The organism is Neptunomonas marina (assembly GCF_004005935.1).
Lineage (GTDB): Bacteria > Pseudomonadota > Gammaproteobacteria > Pseudomonadales > Balneatricaceae > Neptunomonas > Neptunomonas marina.
In genome coordinates, this window is the sequence record NZ_SACQ01000004.1 from 85,797 (window position 1) to 103,845 (window position 18,049).

Annotated in this window: 19 protein-coding genes; 15 read left to right on the forward strand and 4 right to left on the reverse strand. The window is 48.9% G+C overall.

The features are described 5' to 3' along the window. The first annotated feature begins 35 nt into the window (after window positions 1-35). From EOE65_RS09700 to EOE65_RS09735, 8 genes are all read left to right on the forward strand, one after another. Window positions 36-575 carry a PAS domain-containing protein gene (locus EOE65_RS09700; RefSeq protein ID WP_127694121.1) on the forward strand — a complete coding sequence of 180 codons (540 nt, stop codon included), beginning with the start codon at window positions 36-38 and terminating at the stop codon, window positions 573-575. Window positions 576-577: 2 nt separating this feature from the next. Next, window positions 578-2,080 (forward strand): methyl-accepting chemotaxis protein, encoded by a 1,503-nt coding sequence (locus EOE65_RS09705; protein ID WP_127694122.1) that lies wholly within the window; start codon window positions 578-580, stop codon window positions 2,078-2,080. Window positions 2,081-2,228: 148 nt separating this feature from the next. Beyond that, window positions 2,229-3,992: a PHA/PHB synthase family protein gene (locus EOE65_RS09710; protein WP_127694123.1), complete on the forward strand. Its 1,764-nt coding sequence runs from the start codon at window positions 2,229-2,231 to the stop codon at window positions 3,990-3,992. Window positions 3,993-4,085: 93 nt separating this feature from the next. After that, complete coding sequence (locus tag EOE65_RS09715) at window positions 4,086-4,841, forward strand: ATP-binding protein (protein ID WP_127694124.1); 756 nt, start codon at window positions 4,086-4,088, stop codon at window positions 4,839-4,841. Between the two features lie 11 nt (window positions 4,842-4,852). Beyond that, on the forward strand, window positions 4,853-6,199 hold the full coding sequence (locus tag EOE65_RS09720) for an MATE family efflux transporter (RefSeq protein WP_240656963.1): 1,347 nt from the start codon (window positions 4,853-4,855) through the stop codon (window positions 6,197-6,199). Continuing rightward, complete coding sequence (locus EOE65_RS09725) at window positions 6,186-7,256, forward strand: DUF3080 family protein (RefSeq protein ID WP_127694126.1); 1,071 nt, start codon at window positions 6,186-6,188, stop codon at window positions 7,254-7,256. Before EOE65_RS09720 ends, EOE65_RS09725 begins: the two co-directional genes overlap by 14 nt. A gap of 154 nt (window positions 7,257-7,410) precedes the next feature. After that, window positions 7,411-8,046 (forward strand): transglutaminase-like cysteine peptidase, encoded by a 636-nt coding sequence (locus tag EOE65_RS09730; RefSeq protein ID WP_127694127.1) that lies wholly within the window; start codon window positions 7,411-7,413, stop codon window positions 8,044-8,046. Between the two features lie 17 nt (window positions 8,047-8,063). After that, the gene (locus EOE65_RS09735; RefSeq protein WP_127694128.1) at window positions 8,064-10,007 is read left to right on the forward strand and encodes a bifunctional diguanylate cyclase/phosphodiesterase; all 1,944 of its coding nucleotides are present in this window, start codon (window positions 8,064-8,066) and stop codon (window positions 10,005-10,007) included. On the opposite strand, the gene trxC is transcribed toward EOE65_RS09735, so the two are convergent. From trxC to tusA, 3 genes are all read right to left on the reverse strand, one after another. Next, window positions 10,004-10,438 (reverse strand): thioredoxin TrxC, encoded by a 435-nt coding sequence (gene trxC, locus EOE65_RS09740; protein ID WP_127694129.1) that lies wholly within the window; start codon window positions 10,436-10,438, stop codon window positions 10,004-10,006. The genes EOE65_RS09735 and trxC overlap by 4 nt on opposite strands. 72 nt (window positions 10,439-10,510) lie before the next feature. Next, entirely contained in the window at window positions 10,511-11,086 is a 576-nt protein-coding gene (locus EOE65_RS09745; protein ID WP_240656964.1) for a ProQ/FINO family protein, read from the reverse strand. Continuing rightward, the gene (tusA, locus tag EOE65_RS09750) at window positions 11,083-11,325 is read right to left on the reverse strand and encodes a sulfurtransferase TusA (protein WP_127694130.1); all 243 of its coding nucleotides are present in this window, start codon (window positions 11,323-11,325) and stop codon (window positions 11,083-11,085) included. Before tusA ends, EOE65_RS09745 begins: the two co-directional genes overlap by 4 nt. Before the next feature lie 146 nt (window positions 11,326-11,471). Here tusA and EOE65_RS09755 point away from each other — a divergent pair, with 146 nt between their 5' ends. Continuing rightward, window positions 11,472-11,753, forward strand: a complete 282-nt coding sequence (locus tag EOE65_RS09755) for an antibiotic biosynthesis monooxygenase family protein (RefSeq protein WP_127694131.1) — start codon at window positions 11,472-11,474, stop codon at window positions 11,751-11,753. 16 nt (window positions 11,754-11,769) lie between these two features. Here EOE65_RS09755 and EOE65_RS09760 read toward each other — a convergent pair whose 3' ends face one another. Further along, window positions 11,770-12,378: an alpha/beta fold hydrolase gene (locus EOE65_RS09760; RefSeq protein ID WP_127694132.1), complete on the reverse strand. Its 609-nt coding sequence runs from the start codon at window positions 12,376-12,378 to the stop codon at window positions 11,770-11,772. Between the two features lie 352 nt (window positions 12,379-12,730). On the opposite strand from EOE65_RS09760, the gene ccoN reads away from it, so the two are divergent. The 6 genes from ccoN to EOE65_RS09790 all read left to right on the forward strand — a co-directional run bounded on the left by ccoN (window position 12,731) and on the right by EOE65_RS09790 (window position 18,047). Further along, a complete protein-coding gene (gene ccoN / locus EOE65_RS09765; RefSeq protein WP_127694133.1) occupies window positions 12,731-14,161 on the forward strand; it encodes a cytochrome-c oxidase, cbb3-type subunit I in 1,431 nt (476 codons plus the stop codon). A 20-nt stretch (window positions 14,162-14,181) separates the two neighbouring features. Continuing rightward, on the forward strand, window positions 14,182-14,802 hold the full coding sequence (gene ccoO / locus EOE65_RS09770) for a cytochrome-c oxidase, cbb3-type subunit II (RefSeq protein WP_127694134.1): 621 nt from the start codon (window positions 14,182-14,184) through the stop codon (window positions 14,800-14,802). Between the two features lie 6 nt (window positions 14,803-14,808). Then, window positions 14,809-15,000 (forward strand): cbb3-type cytochrome oxidase subunit 3, encoded by a 192-nt coding sequence (locus EOE65_RS09775; RefSeq protein WP_206052653.1) that lies wholly within the window; start codon window positions 14,809-14,811, stop codon window positions 14,998-15,000. Continuing rightward, on the forward strand, window positions 14,997-15,890 hold the full coding sequence (gene ccoP, locus EOE65_RS09780; RefSeq protein WP_127694135.1) for a cytochrome-c oxidase, cbb3-type subunit III: 894 nt from the start codon (window positions 14,997-14,999) through the stop codon (window positions 15,888-15,890). The genes EOE65_RS09775 and ccoP overlap by 4 nt, the downstream gene beginning before the upstream one ends. Before the next feature lie 134 nt (window positions 15,891-16,024). Next, complete coding sequence (gene ccoG / locus EOE65_RS09785; RefSeq protein ID WP_127694136.1) at window positions 16,025-17,443, forward strand: cytochrome c oxidase accessory protein CcoG; 1,419 nt, start codon at window positions 16,025-16,027, stop codon at window positions 17,441-17,443. Between the two features lie 70 nt (window positions 17,444-17,513). Beyond that, on the forward strand, window positions 17,514-18,047 hold the full coding sequence (locus tag EOE65_RS09790) for a FixH family protein (RefSeq protein ID WP_127694137.1): 534 nt from the start codon (window positions 17,514-17,516) through the stop codon (window positions 18,045-18,047). Window positions 18,048-18,049 lie beyond the last annotated feature (2 nt).

An 18,049-nucleotide genomic window follows, 5' to 3' on the forward strand; every position in this document is an offset into this window, starting at 1 on the left:
GTTGTTTTTTATCCTTTAAGCCGTCTTGGAATTTTATGAAACCAAAGATTACTCCTATAGACCACGAAGTCTCTCTCGAAGACGATGAGTTTATCGTCAGCAAAACCGATACCCGTGGTTTGATCACCTATGTAAACAGAACCTTTATGCGCATTTCAGGGTTCTCAGAGCCTGAGCTATTAGGTATCCAACACAATATTATCCGTCACCCCGATATGCCACGTGGAGCCTTTAAACTGCTCTGGGACACATTAAAAGAGGGAGACGAGTTCTTTGCTTATGTTAAAAACCTGTGCAAAGACGGCAGCTACTACTGGGTATTTGCCAATATCACACCCGACTATGACTCACGTGGCAACTTACGTGGTTACTATTCGGTGCGGCGCAAGCCGAGTAGAGAGGCGGTTGATACCATCATCCCTGTTTACGAAGAGATGCTCAGAATAGAAAAAAACAGTACGACAAAAGAGGCGATGACACATTCCATTGCGTATCTGACAGAGCAGGTGTCTCATGCCGGCGTCACCTATCAGGACTGGATGTTACAGCTAAATAGCAGCGAGGTTGAGCGATAAACATGACTATCTCTTCTGCCCAAAAAGCTGGCGTGAGCGCCGGTACCGCCTTTTTACGAGCACGCGAGCGCTACTACTGTATCGCATTTTTCCTAGTCGCGTTGATTAGCTCAATTGTTGTCATTAGCCACTATGAGTTCAACCTGCTGTGGCTCATCCCTCCCGCTATCAACTGTGTACTTGCTGTGTTGTTTTTACGCGGCTCTGGGCGCTCCTACGATGTGTTAGAGCGTATCTATGAAACTCTCTCTCAAGCCAATAAAGGCGGCTTTGATGCCCGTATCACGCGCACAGCCAAGCTAGGCGAAGTTGGCAAAGTTGCTTGGGAGGTGAACGACTTCCTCGATAAGGTTGAATCCTACTTCAAAGAGGTCGACTCCTGTTTCAGCCACGTTAGCCGCGGCCAGTTTAACCGTACAGCACAACCGCAAGGCCTGCCGGGCTTGCTTAAACAATCGCTGCAAAATATTAATTTGTCGATCAATGAGATGGGGAAAGGTGTCGGATTATTGGCCGCAAATGAGCTGCACTCAGAGCTGCACTCACTCAATACTAGCCACCTTATCAATAACTTACGCCAAACACAGCAAGACTTGATCAGTATTGGCGATGAGCTTGCCAGAGTCGAAGCCATCGCCAATGACAACGGCACAGCCGCTGAAAGCAGCCAAGGCGCCGTGCAGCAAATGGTGACGGCGCTGGCAAATATCACAGCAACCATTAACTCCGTGGCTGAAGTGGTACATAAGCTTGGGGAAGATAGCGCCAGAGTGAAAGAATCACTGTCGATCATCACCGACATTGCTGATCAGACCAACCTGCTCGCTCTGAATGCTGCGATTGAAGCCGCACGTGCGGGTGAGCAAGGCCGAGGTTTTGCTGTCGTCGCAGATGAAGTTAAAGCCCTATCTAAACGCACCAAAGAAGCAGCGATTGATGTCAGCGGCACAATCAATACTTTCAGTGACCGCGTTGAAGAGATGGTGGTTCAAGCACAAGTCTCCAATGATACAGCCAATGAAGTAAGCTCGCTGGTAAACGGTTTTAAAACGCAATTCGATACCTTCTCTGTTGGTGCCAAAGATACCGTCAATGCGGTCAGCAGCGCGAAAAACCGTGCTTTCGCCTCATTGGTCAAAGCAGACCACGTTATCTACAAACAAAACGGTTATCTTGCTTTAGATCACAGCCAAGACCGCACCGCCGAGATCGAAGCGATTACCAAATCCCATCATTCCTGCCGCCTTGGCGTTTGGTACTACGAGGGCGAAGGCTCAGAAGCATTCTCTGCCACGCCATCCTATCGCAAGCTCGAAGAGCCACATGCAGTTGTCCACCGAGAAGTTCAACGGGCCGTTTCGCTGCGCGATGCAGACTGGGCAAACAACCGTGCCATCAAGCAAGAGATCGTCTCGGCAATGACAACAGCCGAAGAGCAGAGCTACAAAATTCTGCAATATATTGACGATATGATTGAGGAAGTGAAGGAGTACAACCAAGGCTAAAGTTGAATTTGTTCAGGGATTGATTCGCTTGCAGCGCCTGATCTGCGGGGATATGCTCAAAAAACAGTCGTCTACTGGAAGAGACACCCGCGATCACTGATCTGCTTAGCCAGAACCATTGTTGTATAAAAGGGCAGGCGCTGCGCAGATGGAAGAAGAAGGCAGTTTCATGGAAAATAACAGCAATATCCTCGCTAATCAGCAAGAGCTTATTAACTACGTTAATCAAGAGACCCAAAAAATTCTCGAAAACTTCTCCCAAGCCGGTGGAGAGCACATCTACAGCCAATTCACACAGTCGTGGATGGAGATGGTTAACCGCTCAATGGAAGACCCTACCGCTTGGGTGAAAGTCATCACCGACTACCAACAAGCACAGCTAAATCTTTGGCAACGTATGCTATCAGGGCAATCCGACGCAGAGCCGCTGGTAGCGCCTAGCCCAGGGGACCGCCGTTTTAACGGCGAAGAGTGGTCAAGCAACCCGGTTTTTAGCTACATCAAGCAGTCTTACCTCCTGGGCTCAAAGCTTCTGCAAGATATGGCTCACCATGCGAACCTTTCGGAAGGTGAACAGAAGAAACTAGAGTTCTACACGCAGCAATATATCGATGCGATGTCACCCACCAACTTTGCTGCAACCAACCCTGAAGTGCTGCAAGATGCATTGGAAACAAAAGGCCAAAGCCTAATTGATGGTTTGCAGAACCTACTTGGTGATATCGAGAAAGGCCGCATCTCGATGACAGACGAAAGTGCGTTTGTGATTGGTGAAAATATCGCCACCACTGAAGGCGCGGTCGTATACGAGTGCGAGCTTTTCCAACTACTGCAATACAAGCCCACAACCGAGCAAGTATTCGAAAAGCCGACGCTGATTATCCCGCCGTGCATCAACAAGTACTACATTCTTGACCTGCAAGAACACAATTCATTTGTGAAGTACTGCGTCGATCAAGGCCAAAATACCTTCCTAATCTCTTGGTTGAACCCAACCACCGAGCAAAGCGAGATTAGTTGGGACGATTACGTTGGTGATGGGGTATTAAAGGCGATTGAAGTCGTTAAAGAGATCTCCGCCTCCAACAAATTGAACACTGTTGCTTGGTGTATTGGGGGCACGCTAACCGCTTCAGCACTCGCTGTTATGGCGCATCGCAAAGATACTAGCGTTACATCCGCCACTTTCTTGACCACTCTTACTGACTTCCAAGACCCGGGTGATCTGTGCGTGTTTATCGACGAGCAGCAGGTCAAGCAGCTTGAGAATAAGGTCAACAACCAAGGCTACCTCTCTGGCCGAGAGCTTGCGACATCGTTCAATATGCTGCGCTCAAACGACCTGATCTGGTCTTACGTTGTTAATAATTACTTAAAGGGCAAGCAACCAGCACCTTTCGATATTCTCTATTGGAACGGTGATTCAACAAACTTACCGGCCAATATGTATACCTATTACATCAACAAGATGTACTTAGAGAATAAGTTGGTCGCGAAAGATGAACTGACGATTTGCGGTGCACCGATTGATCTAAAACGTATCAAAACGCCGTGCTACTTCCTTTCAACAATCGAAGACCATATCGCCCCTTGGAAAGGCACCTACATTGGTGCTGAGCACTTTGGCGGCACGGTCGAGTTCGTGCTAGGTGCCAGCGGCCATGTGGCCGGCGTCATCAACCCAGCTGCGAAAAATCGCCGCAACTTCTGGGTGAAAGGCGAAGCAGGCCAAGGGCCTGACCACTGGCTAGAAACAGCAGAGCGCGTGGAAGGTTCGTGGTGGCCAAACTGGATTGAATGGCATAAACGCCGCGGCGGTAAAAAAGTGGCGGCGCCAACCAGCTATGGTAACAGTGACTACTCAGTCGTTGAGCCAGCACCAGGGCGCTATGTCAAAGTTAAAATCGACTAATATACGGCTCCGGTAAGATGATAAGCCCCTGTAATGCAGGGGCTTTTTCATTTAAGCTCTAACCAAAGAGTGTGACTTTTCAAGGAGTTCGTGATGAGTAAAATCGACTGGGCAAACACTCATGGGGCGGTTTGGCGAGCGTCTCGGCGCCGCTTACGTGCCATCGCTAACCTCGACCCGATCCGGCCAGAGCAACTGCTAGGTGTTGAGCGCCAAATGCAGCAGCTTATGCAAAATACCGAACGTTTTTTAGTCCAGAAACCTGCGAATAACGCGCTTCTATGGGGCTCCCGAGGTACAGGGAAATCCTCGCTTATCAAGGCCATGCTCAACCATTACGCGCTTCGCGGTTTACGCATGATAGAGATCGACAAAGCGGACCTGCAAGACCTACCCGACATCGTTGATGAGCTGCGTGCCCTGCCCTATCGTTTCGTTATCTATTGTGACGACCTCTCATTTGATGAAGGTGACACCAGTTATCGTCCGCTAAAAAGCGTGCTGGAGGGCTCATTGGAGCTACCCCCAGAGAACATCTTGATCTACGCCAGCTCTAATCGGCGCCACCTTGTTCCCGAAACCAAACAAGACAACCAGCAGGTCAAAAGCGTGGGTACGGAGTTGCATCTTGGCGATGCCATTGAAGAAAAAATCTCTCTATCTGACCGGTTTGGACTGTGGTTATCTTTCTACCCTATCGACCAACCTGCCTATCTCAACATTGTTGATAGCCTTTTTCCTACCCACCACGACCGCGCTCAGCTACACTCCGACGCGATACGGTTTGCCCACTCTAAAGGCATTCGTAGCGGTCGAACTGCTAAGCAGTTTTTCAATAGTTACAGTTAAACGAGATCATTTTGCGCGCATCAACTCTTCGCGAGTCCCAGCTACTGCTGGGGCTCGGCCTGCCTATTATTTTAACCCAAGTCGCCCAAGCATCACTTGGCTTCATCGATACACTGGTAGCTGGCCGTTATAACACACTTGACCTAGCCGCCGTGGCGCTGGGTAATAGTATCTGGATGCCGCTTTTTTTGGCGGTTAACGGCATCATTATGGCAACAACGCCTCTAGTTGCTCACGCCACGGGGGCCAAGAACGCTAGCGAAGTCCCGACGATCTTTCGACAAGGCTTGTGGATTTCCGCTTTTCTTGGTCTGTTAGGCTTGGTATTGCTGCGCAATGCTGATGGTATTTTAGCGCTGATGTCAGTTGAAGCGACTCTGGCTGATAAAACCATGGAGTACCTAAAAGCCGTTGCCTGGGGATTTCCTGCTATGGCGTTGTATCAACTGCTGCGCTGCTATTTTGAAGGACTCGGGCGTACGCGACCGGCGATGTACATTGCGTTTCTTGCGGTTGCAGCCAATGCGCCTCTGAACTATGTGCTCGTGTTCGGGAAGCTGGGCTTTCCTGAACTTGGCGCAGCTGGGTGTGGCATCGCGACCGCGTTAGTGATGTGGATGATGCTGTTCATCGGCCTGTATCTCCAGCGCCATCGCAGTACACTCCGCTTACCGCATACTGACAACTTAAAATTGATCGACCTAAGCGCTTTAATCGTATTTTTAAAACTTGGTATACCTATTGGTTTCTCAATACTGATCGAGGCATCTATGTTTTCGATTATCGCTCTTATTCTTGCGCCACTGGGAACACTCGTTGTTGCAGCCCAGCAGATCACGATTACTGTGACAGGGCTCATTTTTATGATCCCACTGAGCCTTGCGATGGCCTTTACCATCAGGATTGGGCAATTGCTGGGTGCGGGCGAGTATGCCCACGCGCGCTTTGCCAGCAAAGTGGGTTTTGGTATGACAGGGTTGATCGCTGTTGTGACCAGCGTTTTGTTGTGGTCATTCGCGCAACAGATAGCGATGGCCTTCTCAACTGAAGCGGAAGTGGTAAAGCTCGCTGCCGGGTTGCTGACTATCGCCGCCCTGTTTGAAATATCAGATGCCATGCAGGTTACGGCGGCTGGGATTTTACGTGGCTATAAAGACACTAGTATCCCATTGTTGATCGTCTTTGTTGCTTATTGGGTCGTTGGTTTACCACTAGGTTATATCTTAGGTATGACCGATTGGATTACGGCGCCAATGGGAGCAGCGGGCTTTTGGTACGCTTTAGTCATCGGCTTGACGGTTTCAGCCTTATTCCTAACCGTTCGCTTAGTGAGCGTGATTCGCCATGCTGGGCGCTAAGCCACTGATCGTGATTATCTGCGGGCTTACGTTGTTGGCCGGATGCTCCGATACCTCATCGGAGCTTGGGCAGATGCAAAGTTACGCCAATAGAGTGGCTGATATCCTAGATGAGCCAACACCTACCATCACACCAGATAAACTCCCCGCTATCCCTGCTCATCGACAGCGTGTGTTTGAGGTCCCACCGCTGCGCGAAGGTATGTTGGATGTATTAGAGTTCCGCCATTGTGGGATGCTCGACTTAATCGCGCAACGCAACAGCTCGCTCGGCAGGGTTGCTCAGGCATCTCAGGTTTTAAGCCATGAGATAAAGTTCCTAACGGCACTCGAGCGCTGCTTACAACAGCCCGAGCAGCTTGCTAAGCTCGATGAAGAGACACAACAGCACTTTCGTAATATTGCCGCTACTAAATCTGCCCAACTTCCAGCCGTCCTTTGGAATGGTTTCTACACGGGCCGCGAAGTGGAACAAACCCTAGCGCTGAGCGCACCGCTACTGTCACCGACGCAAATCGGCCAACACACCCCAGTGTTAGCTGCGTGGGAAACCTTTGCCACGATCACTGAGCAAACGCGCACGCAGGTTACGGGTTTTGACCTAAACCAGCTAGAAGGCCTCGAAGACCAGTTTGCCACCATTTACAACTCGACAACCGGCGCATCGACGCTCAAGTCATTACAGACGCTAACAGCGACGCTGAACGCAGTGGCAACGACGATCGAGGCTCGCCTTGCGAGGCGCCCACTCTGCTTTAACGGACAACCCACCAATAAAGCTCGCACCTTGCGCAGCGCTTTCGATGCGCTTTACGCAAAGGAGCTACAACCCTATATGGCCTACACCCATCGGCTCGGGCAGCGCTGGTTTGCTGCACACGCACGTATACTTAAACACCTAAACGTACCTGCCGATTCCCAAACTTATACAGATCAAGTTTTTGCGCAAACGTCCGATAAGAGTATCTGGATCAACTACCAAGCCGCACTAACGCGCCACACCAAAGCGTGGCAGTCCATTTTGGGCCAGTGTGGTTTGATGCCGGGTACAAATTAACGCGTTTACACTTGAGCTATCATAAAACCTGAACCATGCTGAGTGTCTGCCTTTCGCTATCAACGGGCCTTGTGTGTTTGCAAACCAGTCATCCGTGACCTCAAAGCATCAAAAGACGTGCCGTCCCCAACAGCTCCTGAGCCTATGGGCTGTCATGTTGCTGCTGTCTTTGTCGATGCTATCGATCAGCGATACCACCGTACGCTTGAGCGGAGCCGAGATAGAAAGGCTCGGTAAGCGTTATGGTTCAGCCGCTCAACTTCGCCTGCAAGCATGGCAGGACCTTATTTTAACGGCACAAGATTTACCGGAAAAAGAGAAGCTCGATGCTGTTAATGATTTCTTCAACCAGATCCGCTTCTTGAATGATATTGATCACTGGAAGCAGCAGGATTACTGGGCAACACCGGTGGAGTTCTTGATAACGAATGGCGGTGATTGCGAAGACTTCTCCATCGCTAAGTACTACACATTGCGAGAGGTCGGCGTCGACATCAGCAAGCTAAGCATTGCATATGTCAAAGCACTGACACTCAATCAAGCCCATATGGTCTTGACCTACTACGAGCGCCCCTCCTCGGTGCCGATGGTATTGGATAATATCGACCCAACCATCAAGCCTGCAAATAAACGCCCAGACCTGCTTCATGTATACAGCTTCAACGGCGATAATCTTTGGCTTAGCAAACGTGGACGCCGCGCAACACTGGTGGGAACATCAGATCAATTAAAGCCGTGGGTGAAGCTCAAATCGCGGCTTGAAAATAACGCTATTAACGTGACGGACTAAGAGGTTCAGGAGAGCTTATGTCATTACTCAACCAGTTGATCGCTGCAGTCTTCGCCGTGCTTATTGGGCTCGTCTCGGGAACCGTCTTTGTCATGTCCGATAGCGCCAAAAATATGCTACTGCGCCAGCTTGAATCCCATGGCCAAGATACCGCGACACACTTAGGCTTATACCTCGCACCCTACATAGCCGATGGCGACTCCGCCGCCATCGAGGCGACCGTCAATGCTATTTTCGACAGTGGTTATTATCAGCAAATTCGCGTGACCCAAATAAACGGCGACGTACTATTCACCACGCCTGCACCAACGAGCATCCAAAGCCAAGCCCCCCAGTGGTTTGACCGTTTAATCGATATAACGCCACCTAGCATGTCGCAAGAGGTTAGCTTTAATTGGCAGCGCGTTGGTAAAGTCGAGGTCAGTGGACGGCCCGACTATGCGTATCAGCAGTTATGGAAAGGCGTTGAGCAATCGCTCATCTGGTTTATCTCATTAGCACTGATGGCCGTCTTTGCACTGAGCTATCTCATTCGGCGCATATTGCGTCCATTGAAGCGGGTTGAACAACAAGCAGCCGCATTATCGAACCGGCAGTTCATTACTGTAGCGGAAGTTCCTAACACAACGGAGCTACGTCAGGTGGTTGAAGCAATGAACAAAATGGTCAGCCGTGTTCAAGCGATGTTTAACAATCAAACACACCATATTGAAGAGTTGCATCAAGCCGCTAGCGTTGATGCCGTGACAGAGCTTGCCAACTTATCTGCCACGGAATCGCTGCTGGCTGACTGGTTCGATTACCGTGGTGAGTTTGGCGATGCCGATTGCATTTTTCTCCACCTCAACAAGCTGCAAGAGGCCAACCAATCACTCGGAAATGATAAAACAGACTTGCTCTTGAAGAGCATTGGTGAACGGCTCAAGGGGTTTGCTTGCCAGCATCAGACGCATGTGACGGGGCGCCTCGCAGGTTCAGATTTCATAACGGTTGTACCCCGCTCGGAAGAACAGGAGCGCAAACGCGAAGTTGACCAGTTAGTATCTGAACTCAACCAAACGCTGGCATTCTATCAGCTCGACGGCATCGAGCATCTCAGCATTGCCGTAACACAAGTGGATGCAAGTAGTTTGGCATCACACATCATCTCTAAAGCGCGCAGCCAAGCTTATGAGCAAGCCGCTATTGATCAGCAAGTTTGCTATCCCGATACCTATGCAAATGGCGCAAAGGTATCGGCATGGCAAACTTACGTTGTCGATGCAATCAACCAGAGCCGCATTTCGTTACAGTATCAGAGTGTTATCGACACCTCTGGCGTCAATATTATTCACAATGAACTGCTCGCACGCATTCATAACCAAGCCGGCGAGATCTGCCCTGCGGCGCAATTTCTAACGATCGTAAAAGAGCATAACCTTGCCTCTGCGCTTGACTTTGCCGTACTCAAAATGGCCGTACACGCCATTCGTCACCACCGCCTAAGTGGGCCACTGGTTGTTAACCTCTCCCGAGAAACAATCCAGGGATATCAAAGCAGTGCATGGTTTGACCTACTGACCAGTAAAGAACTCGCTGGTCGGCTCTGTATCGAAGTGAACGAAACAACAATATTGAGCGATCTCGACAGCATCATTCCCTTCAGAGAGCGTCTGCAATCACTGGGCATTGACTTCGGTATCGATAACTTCGGCCAACATCCAGCAGGGTTCTCGTACTTGTACTCCGTCCACCCTGACTACATCAAGATCGATGGTTCGCTGGTACGAGGAGTGGATAAAAACGCGGCTGGACAGTTCTTTATCCGAAGCCTTATCGCCGCCGCGAAGTCACTGGAGATAACCGTGTTTGCAGAGCGCGTCGAGAGCAAGCAAGAAGCGGCTTGCCTCAACGAGATAGGGATTGATGGGACTCAAGGCTTTTTACACGGAAAGCCGCAGCCATTTAGCACAATAGATTAAAGGTTATCATCAACCCAGCGCACAAAAGATGAGAGATCTAGCGCACCGGCTTGGCGCGCTACCTCTTGGCCCCGCTCAACCATAACCAGCGTCGGAATACTCCGTATGCCGTACTGCGCTGCGATTGCCTGCTCAGTCTCGGTATTTACTTTTACGAAGTGTGCTTTTCCCACTAATTTACTGGCACCGGCGTGAAAAACCGGCGCCATCATCTGGCATGGTCCACACCAGCTCGCCCAAAAGTCGATCACGACCGGAAGCTCAGTATTTCTGATAAGGCGTGCTAGTTGCTCCTGCCCAAGCTCCAAGGGTTGCTCCGATAGAACCCGTTCTTTACAACGACCACAGCGGGGATGACTACCTAGCTTATTTTCAGGGATTCTATTCGGCGTTTGGCAGGCACTACAACCAACCAACTTTTGATGAGACATATCGACACCTGATCAGTTAATTTACTTAATAGATCAGGTGTCTATCTGTGTTTTTCAAGAGGAGGGAAGGTATTAGCGCTTGGAGCGCGACACAAGCTGCTCTAACTTGTTGCTCATACGCTCCGCTTTTTCCTGCTCGCGTTGCGCTTTCTCACGTTCACGTTGCGCCTCACGGCGGCGCTGATGAAACTCTTTGAGCTTTTCTTTCGCGTGCAGCGCTTCTTCAGCGGTCACTTTGCCAACAGCCTCACCCGACAGATCGACGCGATCAGCGTCTTCAACCATCGCTTTAAAGTATTGAGGTGCACGAACGTAGGAAGCGAGTGCTCGCTTGATTTTGTTCTTAGCAACCTTCTCATCTGCGATGAGGTCTTCTTGGATACCAATCTTAAGCGGACGCACATTGTCACGGCTAAAGACGTCCGGGTAAGTATCGATTAGTAGTTGCAGCGCAGCTTGGTTTGCCGCACGGTTTTTTGATTTGTTTTTACTCTTAGGTGTTACTTCGTCGTTCACAACTTTTCTCTCAATCAGGCGGGTATCCGCTTGCTGCGCTTTGTTTTCTAGCTCGGTCAGAAGCTTTTCGCACTCTGCCACTGCTCGCGCTGTTTGCTCGACCACCGATGCTAAATCGTCACTATCTTTCACGAGCCACCCTTGCGAATATAGTAACGATATATTTCATTTTCTTGGATGTGCTGCAATAACTCATGTCCCAAAAAGTTGCAGAACTTAGGGATATCACGTTCTGTCGATGGATCTGTTGCTCTTACTAGCAACACATCACCCACGCCAATCTCGCGCATTTTGTTGTGCAACATCATTACAGGTTCCGGGCAGTAAAGCCCGCTCGCATCAAGTTCATGATGGTGTTCTATGCCTGCCATACATCGCCTCGTTTGAAAATCGGCGCTAATTGTCTCAAATAAAGCTGCCCAGCGAAAGGCATGGTATTGGGCAAAAAGTATGGTGATTATTGGCCAAAACGCTATTCTTAAAGGGTACATCAACATAACAACAAGGCGGTGCTGACATGATAAAAGTATTAATCGAGCGCCATATCGCGCCAGACCTTAGCGAACACTATGATCTCGCAGCTATGAGAACCCTTCAGACGGCAATGCAAGCTCACGGCTTTATTTCCGGTGAAGTGCTGCATAACGCTGATGATCCGAATCATCGGCTGCTGATCGCGAACTACAGAACGATTCAAGATTGGCAACGCTGGCATCAATCTGAAGAGCGCCGAGAGATGATGTCGCAACTTGCACCGATGCTAGAAACCGAAGAGCGAATTACAGTTTTTGAGCATTGATACGTTGCGACGCGCGTCAACGGAGCTGCTCGATAACAGCGCAAACCCTCTCTGCAATTTGATCAATGTACTGTGCTTGAGTCGCTCCGCTGCGCTTTCTGGGCGCTAAGTCGTGATCGGCATCATCGAACCACGTCGTAATGACATTTTCGGATAGCTTTAGCTCAGCAAAATCTTCCTTTGATCCTAGCTTATCTCGCTCACCTTGAAAGAGATAGATCGGTTTATCGCCCCTCGTTAGCCCTTCAAGACGCACGTTTTCAGTATTTCCCGCTGGGTGTAAAGGGTAGCCAAAGACAAAACAGGCTTTAGCTCGGCTCGCTTCGAGCACTCTGACAGCAACACGCCCCCCCATAGACTTACCGCCTATAAATACCGGTAGGTCATGGTCAAAGCGCTCAACTAGCTCAAGCAACTCAATCTCTAGCTTGTTAATGCGATCAGGTGGTCGTTTACTGCCTCCGTGGCGGCGCTGAGCCATATAACTAAACTCAAAACGCACTACTTGAACGCCGCGAGCCGCCAAGGCGTCCGCCATTAGAGACATAAACTCGCTATCAGCTGGCGCACCAGCACCGTGTGCAAACAGGAACACTCCCTTTTCAGGGTCTCCATCAACGAACATTTCACCTCCAACAACAAGAAGCCTTTATTTGCCGCATTTTTTTGCTTGATCTGCATCAAACAAACTTTTTTTTAACGCCCAATTTAACTGCTTCTAAAGTATCAGACAGAATTGAAAAAATGTAATTTTTGAAAATACAAAAACTTCAAAAATAGAAAAATAGCTTTAAAAATCAGCAATATATAAAACAAACCCTTTTCTAAAAAAGGGTTCAAGGTAGGACATAAGAAGTACTTTGGGTGCGACATTACGCCACACTCACTCACCTATTTACGTTGAAAACAGGGGGATATTGCCAGATAATTGCGCGTGGAACTCTACTTTAAAACCAAGCTTTTGATGAGAGCCTGACATGAGCACTGCAACTGAACATCCAACTTATAACTACAAAGTTGTACGCCAGTTTGCCATTATGACGGTAATCTGGGGTATTGTTGGCATGACTGTGGGCGTCTTAATCGCCGCCCAGCTAGTTTGGCCAGCCCTAAACTTTGACACACCATGGCTAACTTACGGACGTATTCGTCCTCTTCACACCAATGCGGTAATTTTTGCATTTGGTGGTTCCGCGCTGTTTGCGACGTCGTACTACGTAGTACAACGTACTTGCCAAACCCGCCTCTTCTCAGATGGCCTAGCAGCCTTCACATTCTGGGGATGGCAAGTTGTTATTTTGGCAGCAGCCATCACACTTCCACTCGGTCTGACTTCTGCTAAGGAGTACGCTGAACTGGAATGGCCGATTGACATCCTGATCACGATTGTTTGGGTTGCATATGCCATTGTCTTCTTAGGAACAGTTAAAAACCGTAAAACGTCTCACATTTACGTTGGTAACTGGTTCTACATGGCTTTCATTATCACCGTTGCGGTTCTTCACATCGTAAACAGCCTAGAAATTCCTGTTACTATGTGGAAATCCTACTCTGTATACCCAGGTGCTGTAGATGCGATGGTACAGTGGTGGTACGGACATAACGCGGTAGGCTTCTTCTTGACGGCTGGCTTCTTGGGCATGATGTACTACTTCGTACCGAAGCAGGCTGAGCGTCCAATCTACTCTTACCGTCTGTCTATCGTTCACTTCTGGGCGCTAATCGCGACTTACATGTGGGCGGGTGGTCACCACCTTCACTACTCCGCACTTCCAGATTGGACTCAGTCTGTAGCGATGGTTATGTCTTTGATCCTACTAGCTCCATCTTGGGGTGGTATGATCAACGGTATGATGACGCTGTCTGGCGCATGGCACAAACTACGTACAGACCCTGTACTACGTTTCTTGGTTGTATCTTTGTCTTTCTACGGTATGTCTACGTTCGAAGGCCCAATGATGTCTATCAAGACAGTAAATGCGCTGTCTCACAATACTGACTGGACAGTCGGCCACGTTCACGCGGGTGCTCTTGGTTGGGTTGCAATGATCTCGGTAGGTGCGACTTACCACATGATCCCTCGCCTATTCGGCAAAGCACAAATGTGGAGCGTTAGCTTGATCAACACTCACTTCTGGCTAGCAACTGTAGGTACAGTACTTTACATCTGTGCGATGTGGGTAAACGGTATTCTACAAGGCCTAATGTGGCGTGCGGTTAACGAAGACGGCACATTGACTTACAGCTTCGTTGAAGCCCTAGAAGCGTCTCACCCTGGTTACTTCGTCCGCTGGTTAGGCGGTATGTTCTGGGTTCTTGGTATGGTGCTGATGGCTTATAACACGTGGCAAACTGTTCGTAAAAACAGTACAGCCCCAGCAGCAGACGTTGCTCCGCAGGTAGCATAAGCGGATAAGGAGCATAGAAAATGATCAAGCATGAAACGATTGAAAAGAATATTGGCCTAATGATCCTTTTGATCATCATCGTTATCAGCGGTGGTGGTCTGGCTGAGATCGTACCTTTGTTCTTCCAGGCTTCTACCTCCAAGCCAATTGAAGGCCTGCGTACTTATAACGCAGTTGAGCTAGAAGGTCGTGACATCTACATCCGCGAAGGCTGTCACGTATGTCACACTCAGATGATTCGTCCTTTCCGCGCTGAAACAGAGCGTTACGGACACTTCTCAACTGCAAACGAGTTCGTATACGAGCACCCATTCCTATGGGGTTCTAAGCGTACTGGTCCAGATATCGCTCGTGTAGGCGGCCGATACTCTGACGACTGGCATCGTGCTCACTTGTACAACCCACGTGATGTAGTACCTGAATCTAAGATGCCATCTTACCCTTGGCTTTTCGAAGAGAAGCTGACGGGTAAAGATACTGCAGCGAAGATGACAGCTCTGCGTAAAGTGGGTGTTCCGTACACCGATGAGCAGATTGCATCGGCGCAAGACGATGTTGCTGGCAAATACGAAATCGACGCGCTGGTCGCTTACCTTCAGGCGCTGGGTAAAACCCACCCTAACTACACAAACAAACGGTAAAAACCAGTGAGTTACGATGTTTATGGTCCCTTCATCCCTGTAATCATGCTGATTACCTTCATCGGATTGTTTATCTGGGTATTACTACCTGGCAACAAAAAACGATTCGATGAAGCGGCTCAAGCACCTTTTGCTGATGCAGAGGAAGATGATAAAGAGCTGGTTGAAGAGACCCATAGCAGGAGAGTAGAAAAATGAGTGCTTTTTGGAGCGCATGGGTAACAATTATTACCTTAGCAGTTATTTTGGGCTGCACCTGGTTGCTCTTCCAGACACGCAAGAGCGAAAACTATAAAGAGGAAACTGATCAAACAGTTGGCCACTCCTTCGACGGTATCGAAGAATACGATAACCCGTTGCCTAAGTGGTGGTTCCAAATGTTTTTGGCAACAGTTGTCTTCGGTCTTGTTTATCTTGTTCTATACCCGGGCCTTGGTAACTTTAAGGGCTTACTCGGCTGGACCTCTGCAGGCCAGTGGGAAGAAGAGATGGCACACGCTGAAGAAAACTATCGCCCAGTTTTCGCAAAATATGCCGCACTATCCGTAGAAGACCTAATTAAGCCTGAGAACGAAGCAGGTTTAAAAATGGGTCAGCGCATGTTTGCTAACAACTGTTCTTTGTGCCACGGCACAGCGGGTACGGGTGCACACGGTTTCCCTAACCTAACGGATAGTGATTGGTTGTACGGCGGTAACCCAGACACAATCATGCAAACGATCGTGCATGGTCGCCAAGGCGCTATGCCAGCTTGGGGTGCGGTACTCGGCGAAGAAGGTGTTCGTGACGTTACTAGTTACGTCCTAACACTTTCCGGCAGCGAAGCTGATAGCGAAGCTGCTGCACGTGGTAAGACTCAGTTCCAGGCTCTGTGTACCGCATGTCACGGCGTTGACGGTAAGGGTATGCAAGCGCTTGGTGCACCGAACCTGACTGACGACGTTTGGTTGTACGGCAACTCTTTCGCAGAGATTGCACACACTATTCGTGCGGGCCGTAACGGTGTAATGCCTGCTCACAAAGACTTGTTGAGCGAAGAGAAGATCAAACTGATCACTGCATACGTGTATAGCTTGTCAAATCAGTAATTGACAACTATCAACAAAAAGGGCGATATGGCTAAAACCATATCGCCCTTTTTTTGTTGGGATCGGTATAATATTAATGTTAGCTAATAGACTAGCGATTCGTATAATTTATTTCTCAGCTTGCGAGCACAGGCATGAACCAAATACCAGTAAAAGATGTAACTCCAGCATCGAAGAAAGAGAAAGAAAGTTACGACCTATATGCCAAACGAGAGCATATCTATGTCAAATTCTATAAGGGCATTTTCAAGAACTTTCGCATAATCTCTGGCGCTATGATGCTGGTGATGTTCTACACGTTTTCGTGGATCCAGTGGGACGGGCGCCAAGCCGTTTTATTCGATTTACCAAACCGCCAATTCCACGTCTTTGGGATGACCTTCTGGCCCCAGGATTTTATGTTGCTCTCGTGGCTACTAATTATTCTGGCTTTTACGCTCTTTTTTGTCACCGTATTCGCTGGCCGACTATGGTGCGGCTACGCCTGTCCGCAATTCGTTTGGACTTGGCTATTTATCTGGGCCGAACGTGTTGCAGAAGGCGATCGCAACCAACGTATGAAGCTCGACAAATCACCATGGAGCGGCACCAAAGCACGCAAGAAAGCGCTTAAACATCTACTCTGGGTGTTTATTGCTGTTACCTCGGCGATCGCTTTTGTAGGGTACTTCTCACCTATTCGTGAGCTTGTCGGCAACGTTGCCACTTGGAATCTTGGGCCTTGGGAAACTTGGTGGATTGGATTTATCGCCGTTGCAACCTATGCCAATGCTGGCTGGCTCCGTGAGCAGGTCTGTATCTATATGTGCCCGTACGCTCGTTTCCAAAGTGTTATGTTTGACCAAGACACACTGATTATCTCCTATGACGAGAGTCGCGGTGAGCGCCGTGGTAAACGTAGCAAGAAGATCGACTATAAGGCTGAAGGCCTCGGCGATTGTATTGACTGTGGCGCCTGTGTGCATGTTTGCCCAGTGGGTATCGATATTCGGGATGGACTGCAGTACGAATGCGTGGCCTGTGGGGCATGTGTTGATGCCTGTGACGATATCATGAATCGTATGGGCTACGAACCGGGCTTAGTACGCTATACAACCGAGCACCAACTAGACGGAAACAAAACGCATCTTCTGCGCCCACGACTCATTGGATACTTTGTTGTATTGATCGCCATGTGTATCGCATTCGGATACACCATCTTTACACGCGTTCCGCTAGAAGTAGACATCTTGCGTGATCGCGGTCAGCTATACAACGAAACATCCAATGGTAAGATTGAAAACGTATATCAGTTGAAACTGGCTAACAAAGAGCAGATCGATCACCGCTACAAGATTAGTATCAGCGGTATCGACGGTTTGGAACTTATCAACAACCCAGTTGTAACAATTAAGTCAGGTGAGTTGCTTGATTATCCAATCAGGGTGCATGTTGATCCAAACCAGCTAGAACGTGCCAACTACAACATTACGTTTACCGTGCAGGCATTAGACGACGAGAGCATTTTAGTGGTAGAGGAGAATCGATTTATCGGTCCTGCTCCACGCCGCTGAACACTCTTGTGATGAAATAGGTTAAAATAGCTGCCACTCCCGGCAGCTATTTTTTTGAGTGCAGTTTTTTATGAACAACGAAAAAGATCTAGACGCGATAGAAGCAGCCAAGCCTTGGTATAAACAACCTTGGTTATGGTTCATATTGACTCCACTAATCGCGGTATTTATCTACGGTACATCTTTTCTTTACCTCTCCATTGTCACTATGGATGGTGTCGTCAAAGAAGACTATTTCCGAAAAGTAAGAAGCTACGAGATAAACGACGCTCCCAACCAAAAAGCGTTAGCCTTGCAGATGCGAGCAGATTTAAAACTCGATAGCACCACAGGCGATATTCAAATGCAGCTAAAAGGGAATCTGGATACACTCCCTAAAGAGCTGACACTCGATATTGTGCACCCAACGCACCAACAGTATGACCAATCTATCACGTTACGCGCGCTTGGTAGCGCAGGTATCTACTCAGGGTCACTACAAAATACGCTCAAAGGTAAACGCTATCTCTATCTAGCCCCAGCGGCAGAAGACTGGAGCTTACGCGCGGAAGTACTCCCTCCCTATGAGCAAAAACTTGTAAAAATGGCACCTCAGGAGCAGTAAAC